We start from the raw sequence: 21,083 nt of genomic DNA on the forward strand, positions 1-21,083 counted from the left end.
AGTGCTATCTGTTTAAGGAGACAGCCGACCATGACTTATTCTTCTTTGTCCTTATTACCTGCGTACGTTAGCTGATCACTTAAAATTTCTTCTAAGGCTTTGCCAACGAACTTGCTAGAGTTTGAATTCTCAACAAGAGGCTCACGGGTTGGTTCGTCGCGCATCTCACGGGCCCGCCTTGCCGAAATCATTACAAGCGAATACTTGGAATCCAGTTTTTCAAGCAAATTATCAATAGAAGGGTTTAACATTCCTTTTCAACCTCCGCTAGCTCTTTATATTTTTCGATTAACCGTTCACGCTTACAGTGTTCTGCCGTTACAATGGATTTAATCCGCTCAACGGCGTGCTCCACTTGATCGTTTTCGACCACATAATCATACATTTTCATCAACTCAATTTCTTCTCTGGCGACCGTCATCCGCTCATTAATCACGTCCTCGGTCTCCGTTCCACGGCCAACGATTCTCTCGCGTAACTCTTGTAAACTTGGAGGAGCAAGGAAAATGAAAACTCCATCTGGAAAGGCTTTGCGCACCTTTTGCGCGCCCTGCACTTCAATTTCAAGTATGATGTCCCTGCCTGCTTCCATCGTCTCCTGCACGTAGTCCATCGGCGTTCCGTAATAGTTGCCCACGTACTCCGCCCATTCTAGCAGGCCATTTGTGGCAATCATGGCTTCAAATTCATCGCGCGTTTTAAAAAAATAGTTCACTCCGTGCTTTTCGCCTTCGCGCGGTTTTCGCGTCGTCGCCGAAACCGAATACTGAATGTCGGTATCTTGCTTCCTGAGCGCCCCACAAACCGTGCCCTTACCTACGCCAGCCGGCCCAGATAAAACGATAAGCAAGCCTTTCTCTTTTTTCATTAACCTTTCAACCTCCACTTAATGCTGACCTTATTTAATCCTCTTCCCCATTTTCATCTTTTGTTGACAAGCGCTGTGCCACGGTTTCTGGCTGAACAGCGCTCAAGATGACATGATCGCTGTCTGTGACAATCACTGCACGCGTTCGTCTACCATATGTAGCATCAACAAGCATGTTTCGATCACGCGCCTCTTGCATAATCCGTTTAATTGGCGCAGATTCTGGACTAACAATCGAGATAATCCGATTGGCTGATACGATGTTTCCGAACCCAATATTAATTAATTTAATGCTCATAATTGTTCCCCCAGTCTAAGGTCGGTCGCTCCTCGTTCCTCTCGTAATACCCATTATACCAGATCTTTCGTTCTCTATACGAACTTGCGTCACTCATGATCAGAATGGCAAGGAAAACACTCATCCAGTATTTAATTGTACCGGAATTTCGCTTTTGCAACAAGTAGCGAATCAAAAATGATCTCGCTTCTGCTAAATCCGAGAGGCGCAGGGGGGTCGCCCAAAATCTCGAGCTCTTACCCGCCGCAGCTAGACAAAAAGACCAACCCGGCTGAAGGACCGAATTGATCTTTGTCGTTAGGAACGGTTCGTTGCCGTAGGACGGAAAAGCTGAAACCCACCAAGCACAACGGTTGGGATTGCCGCCATACCAAGAACAAGAAGCCATTCACGCACATTGAGTGGAACTGTATGGAACACTGGCTGCAGCTGCGGCAAGTAGATTACGGCTAGCATGAGCAGAATAGAAATGACCACGGCCCCAACTAAGTAAAGATTTCCAAATAAGTTCCGATGGTAGATGGAGTACTCGCTCCGGCAATCGAATACGTGTATCAATTGAGCCATGACTAGCGTAAGAAAAGCAACGGTCTGAGCAAGTGCTAAGTTTGGTGGATGATTTTGATAGGTCAGGGCAAAAGCTACGATGGTGACTACACCAATCATGAAGCCTCGACTTATGATCTTCCAGGCAAGCCCCCTAGCAAAAACCCCTTCATCTGGACTACGAGGCTTGCGTTTCATCACATCCCCCTCGGCTCGGTCCATACCAAGCGCCACTGCAGGAAGACCGTCCGTAACGAGATTGATCCATAGGATCTGAATTGCTACAAGCGGGAGCGGCATACCTAGAATCATCGCGAAAAGCATTACGAGAATTTCACCGACGTTGGAAGCCATCATGTAGCGAATGAATTTACGGATATTCTCGTAAATGTTCCGCCCTTCTTTAATTGCTTCCTTAATCGTGAGAAAATTGTCGTCCGCAAGCACAAGCGAGGAGGCTTCTTTTGCGACATCAGTCCCCGTCATTCCCATAGCAACGCCGATATTGGCCGCCTTAATTGCTGGTGCATCATTGACCCCATCGCCAGTCATAGCGACAATATGGTCCTTCCGTTGCAAAGCTTGCACAATTTTAAGCTTGTGCTCCGGTGAAACACGTGCATAGACATAGATGTTGTCGACGTCTTCCTCTAAGTCGGTCACACTCATCCGGCTGAGTGCCCCCCCATCAATCACCTTTCCACCTTCTGGTAAAATGGAGAGGTCACGCGCAATCGCTGCTGCTGTTACTTGGTGGTCTCCTGTAATCATGATCGTCTTAATCCCGGCCTCTCGGCATTCAGCAATGGCCGTACGCGCTTCTTCCCTTGGCGGATCGATCATGCCATGAATTCCTACAAACGTTAGCCCGCGCTCAGCCTCCGACGCTGTCGTGCACGTCTCTCCCTTTGCAAGCGGTCGATACGCAATGGCTAGCGTCCGCAGTGCTTTGCCTGCCATTCCCTCCACTGCTTGATGAATCCCCTCCCGTTTTTTTGGAGTGAGTGCTTCATGCCGTCCCTCTGTCGCCACCGTTTGACAGCGGGCAACAATGACATCAGGCGCTCCCTTTGTAATCACATAGCTTCGCCCCGCATCGTCACAAACAACAACGCTCATCATTTTCCGAGTGGAATCAAACGGGAACTCTTCCACGCGGCGATAGGTTTCTTCCAAGCCTTCCCGGCTAAACCCTGCTTTTGTAGCCGCAACCACTAACGCCCCTTCCGTTGGGTCGCCGTCTAGGATGTACGCCGTTTCTTTTTTCTTGAGCAACCCTTTTTTCTCGGGCGCTTCTCGTAAGGTCGCATTGCTGCAAAGAGCTCCGTAGCTTAGCAATCGGCTCATCCCACGATGTTTTGCTGGGGACACGTCCTTGCCTTCATGGGTGAAGCTCCCTTCCATCTCATAGCCCGAGCCACTCACATTCCACGTTTGTCCTTCTGTCCAGAGAGTCGTAACGGTCATTTTGTTTTCGGTCAATGTCCCTGTTTTATCTGAACAAATGACGGAAGCGCAGCCGAGTGTCTCTACAGCTGGAAGCTTACGGACAATCCCTTTTCGTTTGATCATTCGCTGAACGCCCAAGGCAAGAGCGACGGTCACAATAGCCGGAAGCCCTTCTGGAATGGCTGCTACGGCGAGCGATACCCCTGAAATAAACATCGTATGCAAATCGTGGCCCTGCAAAAGCCCAATCACGACGACGAGCGCGGTTAGGAGCAAAGCCACCGTGATCAGCGTTTTTCCTAACTGCTCAAGTCTCCGTTGCAGCGGAGTCACGAGCGTCTCCGTTTCTTGCAGGAGATGGGCAATCTTTCCCATCTCCGTTTTCATGCCCGTCCCAATCACAAGTCCGATCCCACTACCTTGCGTGACCATCGTCCCCATAAAGGCCATATTCTCTTGGTCTCCGAGCTGAATGTCCGTCGCTGCAATGGCCTGGTCATGCTTATGCACTGGAACCGACTCGCCTGTGAGCGATGCTTCATCAATGCGAAGCCCAGACGCTTGCATCAGTCGCAGGTCCGCTCCAACCCTGTCCCCGGCAGAAATTTTCACGACATCGCCCGGAACAACGTCTATAGAGGGAACACGCACCCATTCTCCGTTTCTTAACACGTTCATTTGAGGGGCTGAGAGTTCTTTTAACGCATCCAGCGACTTCTCGGCTTTCCGTTCCTGGAAAAACCCGAGCACCCCGTTCAGTACGACGATACACATGATCGTAATCGCGTCAAGAAATTCCCCGATAAGCCCAGAAATCAGTGTCGCTGCAAGCAGAACAAGAACCATGAAGTCTTTAAACTGCCCCAGAAAAGTGAGGAGCGCAGAAGCCCGAGGCGGTTCCTTCAGCTTGTTGGACCCGTACGTTTTCAGGCGCTTCTGGACGTTCTTGTCATTGAGCCCATTCCCTACACTCGAGTTTGTTTTGTATTCCACTTCTTCTGGCTTCATACTGTACCAGTTCATCCTGCCACCCCATTTTTCACGTCTTTGCTTGGCCTCCTAGTAGGAAACGTACTCGTTATACAAGCCATCTTATTCAGCTAGTCCCAAAAACATGCTATACTCGTGAAAGTACACGCGAGGAAATCAGTTAGAGGTGACAAACATGTCTTATGACGGAATCATGACAAGAGCGGTCACCCGCGAGCTTCAGACACTCGTTGGGGGACGCGTCAACAAAATTTACCAGCCCTTTAAGACCGAACTGGTGCTCACCGTTCGAGCAAAAGGAACCAACCACCCCCTCCTTCTCTCCGCCAATGCTACTTTTGCCAGAGCTCATTTGACCTCTGAAAAATACCAGAATCCTGCGGAGCCTCCCATGTTTTGCATGCTGCTACGGAAACACCTCGAAGGGGGATTTGTCCACAGCATCGAACAGAGCGACATGGACCGTATCATCACTGTTAGAGTCCGAAACAAAGATGAGCTCGGTGATACAACGGAAAAGCAGCTCATTATTGAGATCATGGGGCGACACAGCAATATCATTCTCATGGATTCAAAGACAGGCGTTGTCATCGATAGCATCAAGCATGTCCGCTTCGATCAAAGCAGCTACCGCACAGTTGGCCCCGGTCAGCCTTACAAAAGACCGCCGGAGCAGCATAAGCGTGATCTGCTCACAGCGACGAAAGAGGACGTCTTGAGGGCCGTCGACTTTAATGCTGGGAAACTAGACCGCCAGCTTGTTGCAACATTTTCAGGTCTTTCTCCGCTCGTAGCCAGCGAAGTCGTCCATCGCGCGGGAATGGCAAATAAAGATACCTTGCCAGAAGCCTTCCTCGAAGTGGCACGCCAAGTCGCCGAGCATCAGTACACGCCCGAGCTTGTTCTTGGGAAGAAAGAATTCTTTTCCGTGATCCATCTCTCGTATAAAGATGGCGAGAGGCACACATACGAAACACCAAGCCCGATGCTTGATCGTTTTTACTACGGGAAAGCCGAGCGCGATCGAGTAAAACAGCAAGCCTTTGATTTGGAACGGCTTCTAAAAAGCGAATACCAGAAAAACAAGCGCAAGCGCAAAAAGCTTGAAGCGACGCTCTCCAGTGCAGACGAAGCAGGAGCCTATCAAAAGCTTGGGGAGCTGTTGACGGCACACATGCACCTGGTTGGGCGTGGCGACGAATCTGTTGAGGTGTATGATTACTATGAGGAAGAGGGAGGAACTCTCACGATCAAGCTCGACCCACAAAAAACCGCGGCGGAAAACGCTCAAGCGTATTTCAAACAATACCAAAAAGCGAAAACCGCCCGCGTTGAGGTTCAGCGACAGCTTGAAAAGACAGAAGTCGAACTTCAGTATTTAGAATCCCTCCTTCAACAAATGGAATCCGCCTCATCCCGCGATATTGAGGGCATTCGCGAGGAACTGGTAGAAGAAGGGTACATCCGTCGCCGGCAGCAAACAGGCAAGAAAAAGAAAAAGCAACCAGATAAGCCCCAGCTTGAGGCTTACACATCGAGCACAGGCACTAGTTTCCTCGTCGGCAAAAACAATCGCCAGAACGAATATGTCACCAATCGCCTGGCACGCCAGGACGAGATTTGGCTTCATACCAAAGACATCCCTGGCTCCCATGTGGTCATTCGAGACACAAACCCGGATGAAACGACGCTTGCAGAGGCGGCCCTAGTCGCCGCCTACTTCTCCAAAGCCCGTCAGTCCCAGTCGGTGCCCGTGGACTATACGAAAATCCGTCACGTCAAGAAGCCAAACGGCGCCAAGCCTGGCTATGTCACCTACGATCAACAAACCACGCTGTTTGTGACGCCGAAAGAAGATACTGTGCTTGCACTTCGGGCTCAGAAGTAGACGATGAAAAAGCTCCGCCTTTTTAGTGAAGGCGGAGCTTTTTCCTATGCGAAAATGAAGGTAGGGCGAACAAAGAGAAGACCTGTGAGCGTGGAGACCACGAGCATCAGAGGGCAGGCGACGAGAGTCGTATTTCTGTTCTTGTTAGCCGTATGGCTATCCTCTTGCGCCGTACCTCACCTCGTCAATAAGTTCGGGGTGAAACACCGCCTTTAAACTTCAACGACGGACTGAACCGAAAAGCGCAGGCGCGTCGAACAGAAGCGAGGATTTTGGAAGGTCTATACCCGAAATCCCGCCCTTGGATTTCGTTGTCAGGGCGAAAAATCTCGACACTTCTAGCCGCCGCAGTTAGACAACAAGCACCTCCAGCTACACTGGCGATGCTTGTTTCGTTGCCATGGTTATGTAGCCTAGTCCGTCAAGAACAGTCTCGTGGGAGACGGGCGTAAGACCTTCCTCTGCGAGAAGAGAATTAAGGGCTGTTACATCGTAGCGATGCCGTCTAGTGGAGACATTGGCCCATTTGAGCAGCGACTCTCGTTCAAAACCCTTCATCCCATGGGCATCTGCATAGGAACGCGCACGTTCCGCCTCCATTCTCTCCCCTGGATTCAAGAGCGCTAGCGTTCCCCCATTGCGAAGAACACGGCTTATCTCACGAATGCCCTCCTCCGGCTTTGGCAACAGAAAGAGAACACAGGTGGAAAGCGCCACGTCAAAAGATTGCTCAGCAAAGGGCAGCGCTGTGGCGTCTCCGACCTCGATATGTACCTCTGCCCCACCGACGCTCTCGGAAAACAGCCTCGTCGCAAAGCGAATCATCTCACTCGATAAATCCACCCCGGTAAGCGTCGCGGCTTCTGCTGTCCCTCGCGTAAGCAATCGCCCCGTCCCACAGCCGACATCGAGCACATTCTTCTCATGCCAGCTACCGGAAAGCTTTTTCAACTGCTCATGGATAGAACTAAGCCATTTCGTTTGCGCCATCGCATCAAAGAAAAGCACCATGTCATCAAACTCTTCTCCAGTCATTTTTCGCAATGCACAATGCCTCCTCTCCGTTCATTTAACTGCGGTAGGTCGAGCCCCCGAATCTAAATTTGTGTTCTTCTGATACCCTCCCCGTGAAAACGAGAACGTGCCAAAGTCATCCATATCGCAGACAGCCTTCTGACCAATCTATCTGCCCCTTTTTTAAACCGCCATCCACGCTTCGCTTTCAGGGTGCTCCCGCCAAGCTGTGAGTTTCGCTTGCTCCTTCTCGCTAATCGTTCCACGTTCTTTTGCGACAGTTACAAGCGCCTGATAGGTGGTTAGCACCTGCAACGGAAGTTCAGCGTTCTTGAAATTTTCCTTTCCTTTCTCGAGCTCATAAGAAAAGATCGCCGCTACAAGCAAAGGCACAGCTCTCGCTTCACGCAACGCCTTCGCACAGGCAATTGAACTGCCGCCTGTAGAAATCAGGTCCTCCATCACGACCACTTTTTGGCCTTCTTCAATTTTCCCTTCTATCAAATTCTGCTTCCCGTGACCTTTTGCACTTCCGCGCACATAGATCATCGGCAACTCTAGCTCCTCAGCGACTAGAGCTGCATGCGGGATTCCTGCCGTCGCCGTACCAGCAATTACTTCTGCTTCAGGGGCATGCTCTCGAATGAGCGCTACTAATCCTGCGGCAATTTCCTTTCGTACATGCGGGTAAGAAAGGGTGAGGCGATTGTCACAGTAAATGGGTGACTTCATGCCCGAGCTCCATGTATATGGGTTACTTGGCGAAAGGCTGACAGCTCCAATTTCAAGCAAATGATTGGCTATGTTTTCACTCATCGGCTTAAGACCCCTTCCCATTCGTCGTTCATTTCTTTATAGACGCCAAATGGATCATCGGCGTTTGTCACGCTTCGGCCTACGACAATCCCCCAGCTGCCTAATTCTCTTGCTCTACCTGGTGTAACGACTCGATGCTGATCGCCGGTGTCGTCTTCTTTTCTACGAATTCCTGGCGTTACGGTGAGAAAATCGGGGCCGCACGCTTTGTGGATCACCGGTACCTCCCCCGCCGCGCAGACGACACCGTCCAACCCGCTCCGCTTCGCAAGGCTCGCGTAATCGACCACCACTTCTTCCAGCGGACGCTTGATCAAGAGTTCTTCTTCTAGCACCGTCTGGCTCGTACTCGTCAACTGCGTTACAGCGATCGCATGCGGACGAGCTATTCCTGGACGAGTGCCGGCGCTCAGTCCTTCTACAGCTGCTTCAAGCATTGCCTGCCCTCCAGCCGCATGAACGTTTATAATATCCACTTCAAGCTCAGCAAGAGCTCGCATCGTTCGCTTTACGGTGTTCGGGATATCATGGAGCTTCAAGTCGAGAAAAATCCCGTGCCCTGCCGTTTTCAACTCTTCAATCACCGAGAGACCTTCCCGGTAAAAAAGCTCCATGCCCACTTTGATATCGATTTTCTCGCCTGTAAATGATTCAAGAAAAAGTCGGCGCTTTTTACGGCTATCAAAATCTAACGCAATAAAGAATGGGTGTCGCATGATGACTTCCAGCTCCCTCCGATAAGTTTCGAAATGGCATCTACTTCCATGTACGCAAGGCAGTCTGGCAATTCCTCGACAATCGTCGGGCAGACGTAGGGATCAACGAAATTAGCCGTACCTACAGCCACTGCGCTCGCTCCAGCTAGCACAAACTCCATTACGTCCTCGGCCGTTTGCACACCGCCCATGCCGATAATTGGAATCTCCACTTGCTGGCTTACCTGGTGAATCATTCGCAGCGCCACCGGTTTAATCGCTGGCCCCGAAAGACCTCCGTACTGATTGGAAAGCACAGGCTGGCGTGTTTTCGTATCAATGCGCATCCCTAGAAGCGTGTTGATCATCGACAGCCCATCCGCCCCCGCACCTTCCACGGCCTTAGCCATGGCCACAATGTCCGCGACATTTGGCGATAATTTGACATAGACAGGCACGTTTGAAACCGCCTTTACCTCTTGTGTAAGCTCGGCGGCGATTTCAGGAATCGTGCCAAAGGCGATCCCGCCCTGCTTCACATTCGGGCAAGAGATGTTTAGCTCAAGCGCCGAGACATTCTCCTCCTTTGATAAACGGTCAGCGACTTCGATATAGTCTTCCATTGTTGAACCTGCAATATTGGCGAGAATCGGCACCTGATAGACATCAAAGCGCGGCAGTTCATTGGTGATAACACCTGCCAAACCGGGATTTTGCAGCCCAATCGCATTGAGCATCCCTGCCTTTGTTTCCGCCACGCGCGGCGTCGAGTTTCCATAACGCGGTACAGGTGTTGTTGCTTTGATGGCAATCGCCCCTAGAAGATCGAGGTCATAAAAGCCCGCATATTCTTTTCCAAAACCAAAACAGCCGGAGGCGGGCATCACCGGATTTTTCATATCTAATCCTGGAAGGCTAACGTGTAACATACTCATAAGACCACCTCTCCAACTGGAAACACGGGCCCATCTGTGCAGATTTTCCGGTATTCGTGCTCCGCCCCGCCTTCCAAATGGCAGACGCAGGCGAAACAGGCACCGATGCCGCAACCCATTCGCTCCTCAAGCGAGATAAACGCTCGGCGGCCACGGTAACGCTCCGTCATCACTTTTAGCATCGGCGTTGGCCCACAGGAGTAGAGCACGTCGAAGTCCAACACTTGCTCATCGATCGCATTCGTGACAAAACCGTGCGTGCCGCGCGTCCCGTCCACCGTCGTAACATAGACCTCTCCTAACTCCCGGAACTTCTCCTCATAAAAAACGTCAGCGCTTGAGGCAAACCCAAGAACGGCAATCACATGCACGCCTCGCTTAGCAAGCTCCTTTGCCGCGTAGTAAAGCGGGGGCACACCAATCCCTCCCCCAACAAGGAGTGCCGTCTCGCCAGCTCTCGCTTCTTCTAACGGAAACCCTTGACCGAGTGGGCCTAACACATCAACAGGGTCTCCCTCCGTTCGCTGTGCGAGACGATTCGTGCCTGCTCCCCCTGCGCGATAGATCATAGTCACTTCGTTTTTCTCTATGTTAACATCCGCAATACTAATTGGACGTCTTAGCAACAAATCTTCTCTGTGATCGACACGAACATGGAGAAACTGCCCGGGAGACGTCATCTGCTCGACAAGATCCCCGGCAAGCGTCAGCTCGTAGCTTGCATTAGCAATCTCGTTTTGGTGTACAACGATCAGCTGTGCTTGTTTTTTATTCACCTAAGCGCCTCCTCTTTTTCGTTGTTCACTCAACTCTCGGAGTTAAAATCACCGTTGAAATCTCGGAGAATCGATTCTTCCATTGAAGAATGAGCTCCACTTTAACTTCTATGGCTATCCGTCCGTTCCCCACTAGTTAGATGGGTGCTCCAGTTACTTGTTAATAGGACAGAATCCTGGGGAGTTAACCCCCTTCGGACGGGATTGGCGCTCCTCTCGTGACGGGCGTTTTGGTCGGCCAAAATCCTCGCGTCTGGCCATCCCGCCTCCGCTTTTCATCCGATCTAGCTCCGGTCCCCACTCGCTCGAGGTTTCTTCAGACCGCTAGATCAAGCCAAGTTCGGGCTTGATACTACCGTTCTTCCAGAACTTGTCGCTCGTAAGCAGGGCACCTCCGCTTTTCATGTTGGCATGCTGTCCGCCGCAAAGGTGATCGACTCCATCACCCGTAGCAAAGCATCTGCGGTATCAATCGACGTGAGGCAAACGACGCCGTTTTCCACAGATTCGCGACGGATGCGGAAGCCATCGCGGGCGGGCTGCTTGCCGCGGGTAAGCGTATTGATGACAAAATGCGCGTCTCCCTGACGAATCGTGTCGAGGAGGTGCGGCTGCCCTTCGTTGATTTTATTGACGATCGTGACAGGAATGCCTGCTTTTATGAGTGCGGTCGCTGTCCCTGATGTGGCCATGATGCTGTAGCCAATCTGATGGAAGCGACGGGCAATGTCGACCGCTTCCTCCTTGTCCTTGTTGGCAACGGTAAAAAGCGCCGTCCCATGCGTTGGAATATTCATGCCGGAAGCAACCAGCCCTTTGTACAAAGCTTTTTCTAACGTCTTGTCTCGCCCCATTACTTCCCCGGTCGACTTCATTTCTGGTCCGAGGGAGATGTCGACGCGCCGCAGTTTGGCAAAAGAGAACACCGGTACTTTAACAGAAACATCCTCGCTCTCTGGGTGATAGCCACTTCCGTAGCCAAGCCCTTTCAACGTTTCACCGAGCATGACTTTCGTAGCGAGATTGGCCATGGGCACCCCCGTAATTTTGCTGAGGAACGGAACGGTCCGGCTTGAGCGCGGATTGACTTCGAGCACGTAAACCTCGTCCTTGTGCCAGACAAACTGGATGTTCAACAGTCCGACGATGTTCAGCCCTCTTGCAAGCTTAATCGTGCGCTCAATTAAGCGTTCCTTGATTTCATCTGGCACCGTTTGCGGTGGATAAACAGCGATTGAATCACCGGAGTGAACGCCCGCGCGTTCGATATGCTCCATGATGCCGGGAATATAAACATCCTCTCCGTCGCAAATCGCATCGACTTCAAGCTCTTTCCCGATTAAGTAGCGATCAATCAGCACGGGATGTTTCGGATTCACTTTTACCGCTGTTTGCATATAGTGAAGCAGCTCTTCTTCATGATAAACAATTTCCATCGCACGTCCGCCTAAGACATAGGAAGGGCGAACAAGCACAGGGTAGCCGATTTCCCGGGCAATGGTGACCGCCCCGTCTACAGAGGTCGCTGTTTTTCCAAGCGGTTGCGGGATCTCCAGCTTCATTAGCGCTTGTTCAAATTTATCACGGTCCTCAGCACGATCCATGGCCTCGAGGCTGGTACCGATTATGTGAACGCCACGCTCGGCTAGCTCTGCTGCTAAGTTAATCGCCGTTTGCCCGCCGAATTGTACGATGACGCCTTTGGGCTGCTCTATGCTCACGACGTTCATCACATCTTCCACCGTCAGCGGCTCAAAATAGAGCTTGTCGGACGTCGAAAAGTCTGTAGAAACCGTCTCTGGATTGTTATTCATAATGATCGCTTCGTAGCCAGCTTCTTTGATTGCCCATACGGTGTGAACCGTTGCATAATCAAATTCAATCCCTTGACCGATGCGAATCGGACCGGACCCTAGCACAAGAATGCTTTCCTTGTCTGTTTTGAATGACTCGTTTTCCTGTTCATACGTCCCGTAGTAATACGGCGTTGTTGACTCAAATTCAGCAGCGCAGGTGTCCACCATTTTGTATACGGGATTAACGCCTGCCGCTTGACGTAGCTCGTATACCGCTTTTTCATCCGTTTCCCACTTACGTCCAATATACGAATCTGCAAAACCTGCACGCTTTAATTTATGGAGAATATTTTCATTCGTTCTTGCTTCGACGATTTTTGCTTCAAGAGCGACAATGCGCTCGAGCTTTTGCAGGAAGAAACGGTCGATTGCTGTCGTTTCGTGGAGTTGATCGACGGCGACGCCTTTGCGCAGGAGAGCGGCGAGCGCAAACAAACGCTCGTCGTCGGCTTTGGCAATCTTCTTCAGCAAATCGTCCGCGCTTTTTGCTTCAAGGTTCGCATCCTCCACGTGATCATAACCTGCTTCGAGGGAGCGCACAGCCTTAAGAAGTGATTCTTCCAGCGTGCGGCCGATCGCCATTACTTCTCCAGTCGCCTTCATTTGTGTCCCAAGCTTGCGGTTGGCCGACTCAAATTTGTCAAAAGGCCAGCGTGGAATCTTGGAAACGACATAGTCTAGCGCCGGCTCAAAGCTTGCATACGTTGTGCCGGTGACTGGGTTTTTCAGTTCATCCAAGCTATAGCCGACAGCAATTTTTGCTGCTAGCTTTGCAATTGGGTAGCCCGTCGCTTTCGACGCAAGTGCTGAAGAACGGCTTACGCGGGGGTTGACTTCGATAATATAGTATTGGTCGCTTTCTCCGTCCAGTGCAAATTGGACGTTACATCCACCTTCGATGCCTAGTGCGCGAATAATGGATAGCGACGAATTTCGTAGCATTTGATAGTCTCGATCTGAGAGCGTTTGGCTTGGGGCAAAAACGATCGAGTCCCCTGTGTGCACCCCGACTGGATCAAAGTTCTCCATGTTGCAGACGACGATCGCTTCATCTTTAGCATCGCGCATGACTTCATACTCTACCTCTTTAAAGCCGGCAATGCTCTTCTCGATTAAGCACTGGGTCACTGGGCTGTATTTCAGGCCACTTGTCACGATTTCAGCGAGGTCATCACTATTGTAAGCAATGCCGCCACCTGTGCCGCCAAGCGTGTAGGCCGGGCGAATAATAACTGGATAGTCGATGCGCCCAACAAAGCGATATGCTTCTTCCAAATTGTGAATGATGTCACTTTCGGGGACAGGCTCCCCTAGCAAGTTCATGAGGGCACGAAACTGTTCGCGGTCTTCTGCCTGCTCAATCGCATCAAGCTTTGTACCTAGCAGTTCGATGTTGTACTGTTCAAGAATGCCTGCGTTCTTCAGCTCAAGCGCCATGTTCAGCCCTGTTTGCCCACCAAGCGTTGGCAAAAGCCCGTCTGGTTGTTCCTTGCGAATGATGCGGCTCACGAACTCAAGTGTCAGTGGCTCGATATAGACACGGTCAGCCATAGTGGTATCGGTCATAATTGTCGCAGGGTTCGAGTTGATCAGAATCACTTCATAGCCCTCTTCTTTCAGTGCCTGACAGGCCTGTGTTCCAGCATAATCAAACTCCGCTGCCTGGCCGATCACAATCGGTCCCGAGCCAATGACAAGGATTTTGTTTATATCTGTGCGCTTTGCCATTCTCCTCACTCCCCTATGGTCCTATACGAGGACACGTTGTTTTTTGCTTGTCTCATCCATCATTTCTATGAATAGATCAAATAAGCGGCTCGCATCATGCGGTCCAGGCGATGCCTCCGGATGGTACTGCACGCTGAAGGCTTGTTCCTCTTTATGACGGAGTCCTTCCACCGTTCCGTCATTGACCGCTTCATGCGTCAACTCAAGCTGAGTACTCTTAAGTGAATCACGATCGACCGTGTAGCCATGGTTTTGCGCGGTAATGTCAATCCTTCCTGTATCAAGCTCACGCACGGGATGGTTGGAGCCACGGTGACCGAACTTGAGCTTGCTCGTTGTCGCGCCGCTTGCGAGAGCTAATAGCTGGTGTCCGAGGCAAATGCCGAAAAGGGGAACCTCGCCGATGAGCGCTCGCACGGTTTCCACCGTCTCTGGCACATCCACTGGATTTCCAGGACCATTGGAGACGAGTACACCGTCAACGCCCAAGCGAAATATCTCTTCAGCTGACGTATTATAAGGAACGACGACAACGTCACACTCTCGTTCAATCAATGATTGCAAGATGCCGTGCTTCATGCCACAGTCCACGAGAGCGACGCGTTTGCCTTTGCCCGGCACATGGTACGGAGCTTTGACGGACACACGACTGACCTGATCCGTCAGAGGCGCACCCGCCCGTAGTTCCGCCGCGATCGCTTCCGAATCGAGCGGAGCCTCACAAATACGTCCGCGTAGCGTCCCGTGGGCGCGAATTTTCCGTGTGAGCATGCGTGTATCGACGCCGGCAATCCCAGGAATGTTTTTCGCGAGGAGCAACTCATGCAAAGATTCCTGCTCGCGCCAGTGACTTGGCTCAAACTCCACTTCGCGAACGATCAGACCAGCAATCGCTGGCAAGAGCGATTCAAAGTCATCACGGTTGATGCCATAGTTGCCAATTAACGGATACGTAAGCATGACAATTTGTCCGCAATACGACGGATCAGAGAGGATTTCTTGGTAGCCGGTCATGCCCGTATTGAATACGACTTCTCCGCTCATCGGGACATCGGCGCCAAACCCTTCCCCTTTTAGCACAGTTCCATCTTCTAGTACAAGCTGCTTGTTCATTGTTTGACCGCCTCCTTCTCAAACACCATCTTGCCGTCCACAAATGTATAGATAGGCCAGCCATTGACCCTCCATTCGGCAAACGGTGTGTTGCGTCCTTTGGAAGCAAACATCTGTGGTTTAATCGTTTCCTCTGCCTCAAGATCTAGGATCGTGATGTCTGCGGCTGCCCCTGCTTTTAACTCCCCGCCTTGAATACCAAACGTCGTCGCAGGCTTGGCTGTTAAAAAGTCAACGAGCTGAGCAAGCGTGAAAATCCCTTTTTTCACAAAATGGGTATAGAGAAGTGGGAACGCTGTTTCAAGACCGACAATGCCGAATGGGGCGCGCTCCATGCTCGTTTGTTTTTCTTCGGCCGTATGCGGGGCGTGATCGGTAGCGATAAAATCGATCGTGCCATCGAGAAGGCCTTCGATCAACGCTTCTCTATCAGCGCTTGAGCGTAGGGGCGGGTTCATTTTATAGTTGGTGTCTTGCCCTTCAATGTCATCTTCTGAAAGCAGCAAATGATGCGGTGTGACCTCTGCTGTGACTCGAATCCCGGCCGCTTTAGCGTCGCGAATCGTGCGCACCGATTCCTTCGTGCTTACATGGCAAACATGGTAGTGAGCCCCGGCGGCTTCTGCAAGCAGGACGTCACGGGCAATATGGACTGCTTCACATACGGAAGGAATGCCGTTGAGCCCTTGCTCTTTAGAATATCTGCCCTCGTGCACCGCTCCGCCGTTGATCAACGTGTTGTCTTCACAGTGAGCGACAATCGCCATGTCAAGCGCCGCCGCTTGCTTCATCGCTTCCAGCATCATTCCTGCCGATTGCACGCCAACGCCGTCATCGGTAAAGGCAAACGCCCCCGCGGCTTTCAAGGCAGCAAAATCGGTCAGTTCTTTTCCAAGCTGTCTGGTTGTAATCGACGCATAAGGGAGCACACGCACATGGCCCCTCTTTGCCATTTTTTCAGTAAGAGTCCTAAGCGTTTCCGCCGTATCCGGCACGGGGCGAGTGTTTGGCATGGCTGCTACCGTGGTGAACCCACCCTTAGCCGCCGCAAGCGTCCCCGTTTCAAACGTTTCCTTCTTTTCGCCGCCTGGCTCTCTCAAGTGGATATGGACATCCACAAACCCTGGAGTAACCAGCTTGCTGTTCGCATCTACGGTTGATGTCACATCCTCCCCGGTGAGATCAAACGCAATTTTTCCTTCTTTTATAAACACATCCTGCTGTCGGTGTTCCCCGTTTTCATCTAAGACGAACCCACCTTCGATTTTCACTGCCATCTCTCTCATCCCCTTATCGTTAGTTGTCTGAAAGTGCTCGTTTTAAGACCGCCATGCGTGTCGCAACCCCATTGGCGCTTTGCTTGAAGATGCGTGACCGCCTGCCCTCCACGAGCTCATCAGCAATTTCGACGCCGCGATTGACAGGTGCTGGATGCATGACAATGCTATGAGTCTTCATTTCCGCCTCGCGTTCAAGCGTTAGCCCGTGCTGAGCGTGATACATGGCTTTGGGCAAGTCCCCCTCTGCTCCGTGCCGCTCATGCTGAATCCGAAGCAGCATCAGCACATCGGCTTGCTTCGCCGCCTCATCCATCGTTAGATACGGATAGAGGTGAGAAAAGCCGCTCATCCACTCTTTGGGTCCACTAATCGAGACACGAGCACCAAGCCGGGTTAAAACATCGGCATTGGAGCGAGCAACGCGGCTATGGCGTAGGTCTCCAGCGATGACAACGTGAAGGCCTTCAAAGCGAGAGAACTCTTGCTTGATCGTCAAAAGGTCTAAGAGCGATTGTGTCGGGTGGTGCCCGCAGCCGTCTCCTGCGTTAATGACAGGAATCCCGAGACCTTGCAAATCATTAAAGTAGCTGTCCTGCTTATGGCGGATGACGAGCGCCTCCGCTCCGAGCGACTCAAGCGTTCTAGCGGTGTCATATAAGGATTCTCCCTTTTGAGTGCTCGAAGTGTCTCCGTCAAAATTAAGGGCTTCAAGTCCCAATCGCTTTTCTGCCACTTCAAAGCTAAAACGAGTCCGTGTACTTGGTTCAAAGAAAAGGTTGGCAATGAAGGTTTGCTCCTGCGGACACCATTTTTCTCCACGCGTGAACGCTTCAGCCGTGTGCAGAAGCTCATAAATTTCCGTGGTGCTAAGCTCGTTCATTGTATGCAGGCCTGTTCTCATTTTTGGCTTCATTTGGACAATCATCGTTTTAGCCTCCTTTGGAATGGTGTGTCTTTAAGACCATAATCCGAAAAAGCGTAGGCGGGTCGATTAATTTCTATCCACCGGAGCTAGAAAAATGGCCTTGAGACACACTCAAGGCAGGGGGAGAGCCTAAGCTCCAGTACCATACCTTTGAGTCTCTCTGTACTCGTTTAAAGATACAATCATTTATGTGGTTGAATCCGATGTGCCGTAACTAACCTTCCGATTTGGGAGAATGCCGTGAAGAAGTAAGCCTGCCATCGTCGCCAGTGCCATCGATGGAATCTCGACATTCTCACCAAGTTCAATATACGCGCCGCCAATGCCTAGGATCAGGATCACTGAAGCGACGACCATGTTTCGTTTCTCTCCCATATCGACTCTGCTGTCAATTAGCATTCGAATACCAGCCGAAGCAATGATGCCAAACAATAGAATCGACACACCGCCCATGACAGCCTCTGGAATGGATGAGATAAGCGCAGCGACCTTTCCAACAAAGGCGAAAACAACGGCGAGGACGGCAGCCCCACCGACGACGAATACGCTGAACACTCGTGTGATTGCCACAACCCCTACGTTTTCTCCGTATGTTGTATTGGGTGGTCCGCCAAGAAGCGAGGCAATAATGGTGGCAAGACCATCCCCCATGAGCGTTCGGTGCATTCCTGGTTTCTCAAGAAAGTTCTTCCCTGCCAGTTTGCCAAGCACCGTGAGCTGCCCAGTGTGTTCAGCGATTGTCACGAGGGCGACAGGAGCCATAATCACAATCACCGCTAAGGAAAGCGAAGGCGTGTACGTGACAAACGGAACGATTAAATCTGGCGCTGCAAACCAGGCGGCCTCTCTGACCGGTTGAAAGTCAACCAATCCTTGAAAGTAGGCAAACACATAGCCAACGACAAGTCCGAGCAAGATCGGAATCAAGTTCAGGAAACCTTTAAAATACATCGTCGCAACCACCGCTACGAGAAGCGTTACAAGCGCTGTTAATATGTGAGGTGCGCTGTAAACAGTCTCTTCTACTCCGGGAACATACATTGCATTGCCAATCGCTGTACCCGCGAGGCTGAGTCCGATCACCATGATCACAGGGCCAATGACAATTGGAGGCAGCACTTTAAAAATCCATTTCGTTCCCGCGGCCTTGATGATTAGTGCCACGATTCCGTACACGATCCCTGCGAAGAACGCCCCGACCATCGCTGCCTCCGTACCGCCCATCCCTTGGGCTGCGACAATCGGGCCGATAAACGCAAAGGAAGAGCCGAGATAGGCGGGCACCTGTCCTTTTGTTATCAGAATGAACGCCAGTGTCCCTAGCCCGCTTGACAACAGCGCTGTCGCCGGATTCATATCTACTAAAAACGGCACAAGCACCGTGGCCCCAAACATGGCGCATAAGTGCTGCAAACTAAACAGGAGCCATTGATCCGCTCTCGGTATTTCCTTGATTCCAAGTCTCATTCTTCTCTCTTCCACTGCTTCTGCTCCTCTCTTGCCTAGCTACCCACCAGAGCTAGACATAAAAAACGCCTCCCAGTCGTAAGAAGACAGGAGGCAGGCGTTAGCGAAGAACATACGAACGTTGTCGCATTCTCGGTAACGTCCTCTTGTCAGTCTCACGGGACTGTATTAAAGAGGTACTTAGCTTTCAATTGTAACCGCATCCTCCGCATCAACTTCAACAAGTCGTGCGGCAATGCGTTCCATTTTTGATGTTGGGACATTTTTCCCAATATAATCTGGTCGAATCGGCAACTCTCGGTGGCCCCGGTCAATCAGCACAGCCAGTTGAATTTGCGCCGGACGACCCAAATCCATCAAGGCATCCAGAGCAGCTCGAACCGTGCGCCCGGTATAAAGCACGTCATCGACGAGAATTACGGTTTTGCCGTTAATGGCCACAGGAATATCGGTTCCCTGGAGCACAGGCTCTTGATTGGTTGTCTTTGGCGTTAAGTCATCGCGGTAAAGGGTGATGTCCACTTCCCCTACAGCGATCGCTTCTCCTTCAATCTCCATGATTCGCTCCGCCAGCCGGTTCGCGAGATAAATACCGCGTGTTTTAATACCGACGAGCACGCAGTTCTTGACTCCCTTGTTGCGTTCAATCACCTCATGAGACATGCGCGTAATCGCTCTGCGAATCGCATCACCGTCCAAAATGCTTCGCGACACGAGGATCCCCCCAATCGTTCATCTAGTCCAAAACAGAAGGAGGCCAGTGTTGCTTCGCTTAGACACGAAAAACCCCCTGTCCGACAGAGGACAGGGGGGGAGATAAGCAAAGTATTACAGTTTGCTTGATCCGATTCCTTGCTAGCCTCTCTGGACTGTGTTTAAAGGACTGATTAAGTTGCTCTTAGTATCGCAAATCGCGCGTGACTTGTCAATACGAATTCCGCAAGTCCTCCAAAAGTGCTTGCATATCTTCTGGAAGCGGTGCGTGAAAGCGGAGACTTTCCTTCGTCGTCGGGTGCAGAAACCCAAGCACAGAAGCGTGAAGTGCCTGCCCAGCGATCGGCAATGTCTTTTTCGGCCCGTATTTCGGATCGCCGGCAATCGGATGGTCTATATAGTTCATATGCACACGGATTTGGTGCGTTCGCCCTGTCTCCAGCTCACAGGTCACGCGGCTGTAGCGCTCAAACGTTTCCGCCAATGTGAAGTGAGTCACTGCGTCCCGACTATTGTGGTGCGTGACCGTCATTTTCTGCCGGTCCTTCGGGTCACGTCCGATCGGTGCGTCGACCGTTCCTTTTAAGTGAGCGATCACCCCGTGCACGATGGCTTCATAATGTCGTTCCGTTGTTTTTGCCTTCAGCTGATCAGCCAGGCTGACATGAGCTGTATCATTTTTAGCAACCACGAGAAGCCCGGACGTGTCCTTATCAATCCGGTGGACAATGCCTGGACGGATCTCCCCGTTAATCCCAGAGAGGTCGTTTTTGCAGTGATACAAAATCGCATTGACGAGCGTGCCGCTTCGGTGTCCCGGTGCGGGGTGCACGACCATGCCTCGTGCCTTGTTAATCACAATCACGTCTTTGTCTTCGTACACCACGTCAAGAGGCAAAGGCTCTGGTTTGAGTTCCACTTCCTCCGGTTCGGGCTCATCAAGAGCAACCACATCCCCGGTAGCGACTTTGTAATTTCGCTTCACACGTCCCTCATTCACAAGAATTACACCTTCTTCAATCCAGCGCTGCACGTTCGTTCTTGAGGCTCCTTCATGCAGGACGACCACCAGTTTATCAAGCCGTTGCATGTGCTGTTCTTCATTCACTGTCCATTCGATGGTCATTTTACGCGTTCCCCTTTTTCTCTTTTCGCCCGTCTAAGAAAAGGCCGATAATAAATAGCCCCACGCCAATGGTTAGAGCCGTATCGGCGATGTTAAAGATCGGAAAAGTGCCGAATGTATCAATAAAATCAACGACTTCTCCATTCCGAACACGGTCAATGAAGTTGCCAATCGCTCCCCCAAGGATCAAGGCTAAGGCTGTTTGCAAGAGCCGATTTCCTTTGGCATCGGTTTGCATTAAATAGATGATCACTCCGATCACAAAAATAGTCACAATGTAAAAAAACCACATTTGTCCTTGCAGAATACCAAAGGCTGCGCCTTGATTGCGATGTGAGAATATGTAAAAGACATTTTCAATGACAGTAATGCGCTCTCCCAGCTCCATATTTTCAACGACAAGCCATTTGGTTAGCTGATCAATCGCAACAACGATAAGGGCCAGTAAGTAAAACAAGTGTCTTCCTCCACTCTTTTAAGCAATACCGTTAGTTTAGCATAAAAAGGGTCCCTTGTCTGTTTGCTCCTCGTTAAAAAAAGGAGAAAGAAGGCCACCCGCTAACCCTTCAACCAAAAAAGAGCACCCCGATCGTGGTTTG

The 21,083-nt window shown here is 51.1% G+C and carries 18 protein-coding genes; 1 reads left to right on the forward strand and 17 read right to left on the reverse strand.

The annotated features are described in order from the left end of the window. Positions 1-35: 35 nt before the first annotated feature. The 4 genes from rpoZ to AVZ68_RS11350 all read right to left on the reverse strand — a co-directional run bounded on the left by rpoZ (position 36) and on the right by AVZ68_RS11350 (position 4,184). Positions 36-251 (reverse strand): DNA-directed RNA polymerase subunit omega, encoded by a 216-nt coding sequence (gene rpoZ / locus AVZ68_RS11335; protein WP_059104670.1) that lies wholly within the window; start codon positions 249-251, stop codon positions 36-38. Beyond that, positions 245-868: a guanylate kinase gene (gmk, locus tag AVZ68_RS11340; protein WP_059104671.1), complete on the reverse strand. Its 624-nt coding sequence runs from the start codon at positions 866-868 to the stop codon at positions 245-247. The genes rpoZ and gmk overlap by 7 nt, the downstream gene beginning before the upstream one ends. A gap of 34 nt (positions 869-902) precedes the next feature. Further along, on the reverse strand, positions 903-1,166 hold the full coding sequence (gene remA / locus AVZ68_RS11345; RefSeq protein WP_059104672.1) for an extracellular matrix/biofilm regulator RemA: 264 nt from the start codon (positions 1,164-1,166) through the stop codon (positions 903-905). A gap of 297 nt (positions 1,167-1,463) precedes the next feature. Beyond that, positions 1,464-4,184 (reverse strand): calcium-translocating P-type ATPase, SERCA-type, encoded by a 2,721-nt coding sequence (locus AVZ68_RS11350; protein ID WP_059104673.1) that lies wholly within the window; start codon positions 4,182-4,184, stop codon positions 1,464-1,466. A gap of 142 nt (positions 4,185-4,326) precedes the next feature. Here AVZ68_RS11350 and AVZ68_RS11355 point away from each other — a divergent pair, with 142 nt between their 5' ends. Further along, on the forward strand, positions 4,327-6,039 hold the full coding sequence (locus tag AVZ68_RS11355) for an Rqc2 family fibronectin-binding protein (protein ID WP_180316700.1): 1,713 nt from the start codon (positions 4,327-4,329) through the stop codon (positions 6,037-6,039). Positions 6,040-6,411: 372 nt separating this feature from the next. On the opposite strand, the gene AVZ68_RS11365 is transcribed toward AVZ68_RS11355, so the two are convergent. From AVZ68_RS11365 to lspA, 13 genes are all read right to left on the reverse strand, one after another. Further along, the gene (locus tag AVZ68_RS11365; RefSeq protein WP_245628118.1) at positions 6,412-7,074 is read right to left on the reverse strand and encodes a class I SAM-dependent methyltransferase; all 663 of its coding nucleotides are present in this window, start codon (positions 7,072-7,074) and stop codon (positions 6,412-6,414) included. Positions 7,075-7,236: 162 nt separating this feature from the next. Continuing rightward, a complete protein-coding gene (gene pyrE / locus AVZ68_RS11370) occupies positions 7,237-7,869 on the reverse strand; it encodes an orotate phosphoribosyltransferase (protein WP_059104677.1) in 633 nt (210 codons plus the stop codon). Beyond that, positions 7,866-8,585, reverse strand: coding sequence for an orotidine-5'-phosphate decarboxylase (gene pyrF, locus AVZ68_RS11375; protein ID WP_059104678.1), 720 nt, complete (start codon positions 8,583-8,585; stop codon positions 7,866-7,868). Before pyrF ends, pyrE begins: the two co-directional genes overlap by 4 nt. After that, positions 8,558-9,499: a dihydroorotate dehydrogenase gene (locus AVZ68_RS11380; RefSeq protein ID WP_059104679.1), complete on the reverse strand. Its 942-nt coding sequence runs from the start codon at positions 9,497-9,499 to the stop codon at positions 8,558-8,560. Before AVZ68_RS11380 ends, pyrF begins: the two co-directional genes overlap by 28 nt. Continuing rightward, entirely contained in the window at positions 9,496-10,275 is a 780-nt protein-coding gene (locus AVZ68_RS11385; protein WP_059104680.1) for a dihydroorotate dehydrogenase electron transfer subunit, read from the reverse strand. The genes AVZ68_RS11380 and AVZ68_RS11385 overlap by 4 nt, the downstream gene beginning before the upstream one ends. Before the next feature lie 401 nt (positions 10,276-10,676). After that, complete coding sequence (gene carB, locus AVZ68_RS11390) at positions 10,677-13,859, reverse strand: carbamoyl-phosphate synthase large subunit (protein ID WP_059104681.1); 3,183 nt, start codon at positions 13,857-13,859, stop codon at positions 10,677-10,679. Positions 13,860-13,880: 21 nt separating this feature from the next. Next, positions 13,881-14,972, reverse strand: a complete 1,092-nt coding sequence (carA, locus tag AVZ68_RS11395) for a glutamine-hydrolyzing carbamoyl-phosphate synthase small subunit (RefSeq protein WP_059104682.1) — start codon at positions 14,970-14,972, stop codon at positions 13,881-13,883. Then, positions 14,969-16,249, reverse strand: a complete 1,281-nt coding sequence (gene pyrC / locus AVZ68_RS11400; RefSeq protein ID WP_059104683.1) for a dihydroorotase — start codon at positions 16,247-16,249, stop codon at positions 14,969-14,971. The genes carA and pyrC overlap by 4 nt, the downstream gene beginning before the upstream one ends. 19 nt (positions 16,250-16,268) lie before the next feature. Further along, entirely contained in the window at positions 16,269-17,177 is a 909-nt protein-coding gene (locus AVZ68_RS11405; protein WP_082676529.1) for an aspartate carbamoyltransferase catalytic subunit, read from the reverse strand. 186 nt (positions 17,178-17,363) lie between these two features. After that, positions 17,364-18,659, reverse strand: a complete 1,296-nt coding sequence (locus AVZ68_RS11410; protein WP_059104684.1) for a solute carrier family 23 protein — start codon at positions 18,657-18,659, stop codon at positions 17,364-17,366. A gap of 165 nt (positions 18,660-18,824) precedes the next feature. Next, positions 18,825-19,358, reverse strand: coding sequence for a bifunctional pyr operon transcriptional regulator/uracil phosphoribosyltransferase PyrR (gene pyrR / locus AVZ68_RS11415; protein ID WP_059104685.1), 534 nt, complete (start codon positions 19,356-19,358; stop codon positions 18,825-18,827). Positions 19,359-19,569: 211 nt separating this feature from the next. Continuing rightward, positions 19,570-20,484, reverse strand: coding sequence for an RluA family pseudouridine synthase (locus AVZ68_RS11420; RefSeq protein WP_059104686.1), 915 nt, complete (start codon positions 20,482-20,484; stop codon positions 19,570-19,572). A gap of 1 nt (position 20,485) precedes the next feature. Continuing rightward, entirely contained in the window at positions 20,486-20,941 is a 456-nt protein-coding gene (lspA, locus tag AVZ68_RS11425) for a signal peptidase II (RefSeq protein ID WP_059104687.1), read from the reverse strand. Positions 20,942-21,083 lie beyond the last annotated feature (142 nt).

The sequence above is a fragment of the Shouchella shacheensis genome (assembly GCF_001484965.1).
Lineage (GTDB): Bacteria > Bacillota > Bacilli > Bacillales > Bacillaceae_D > Shouchella > Shouchella shacheensis.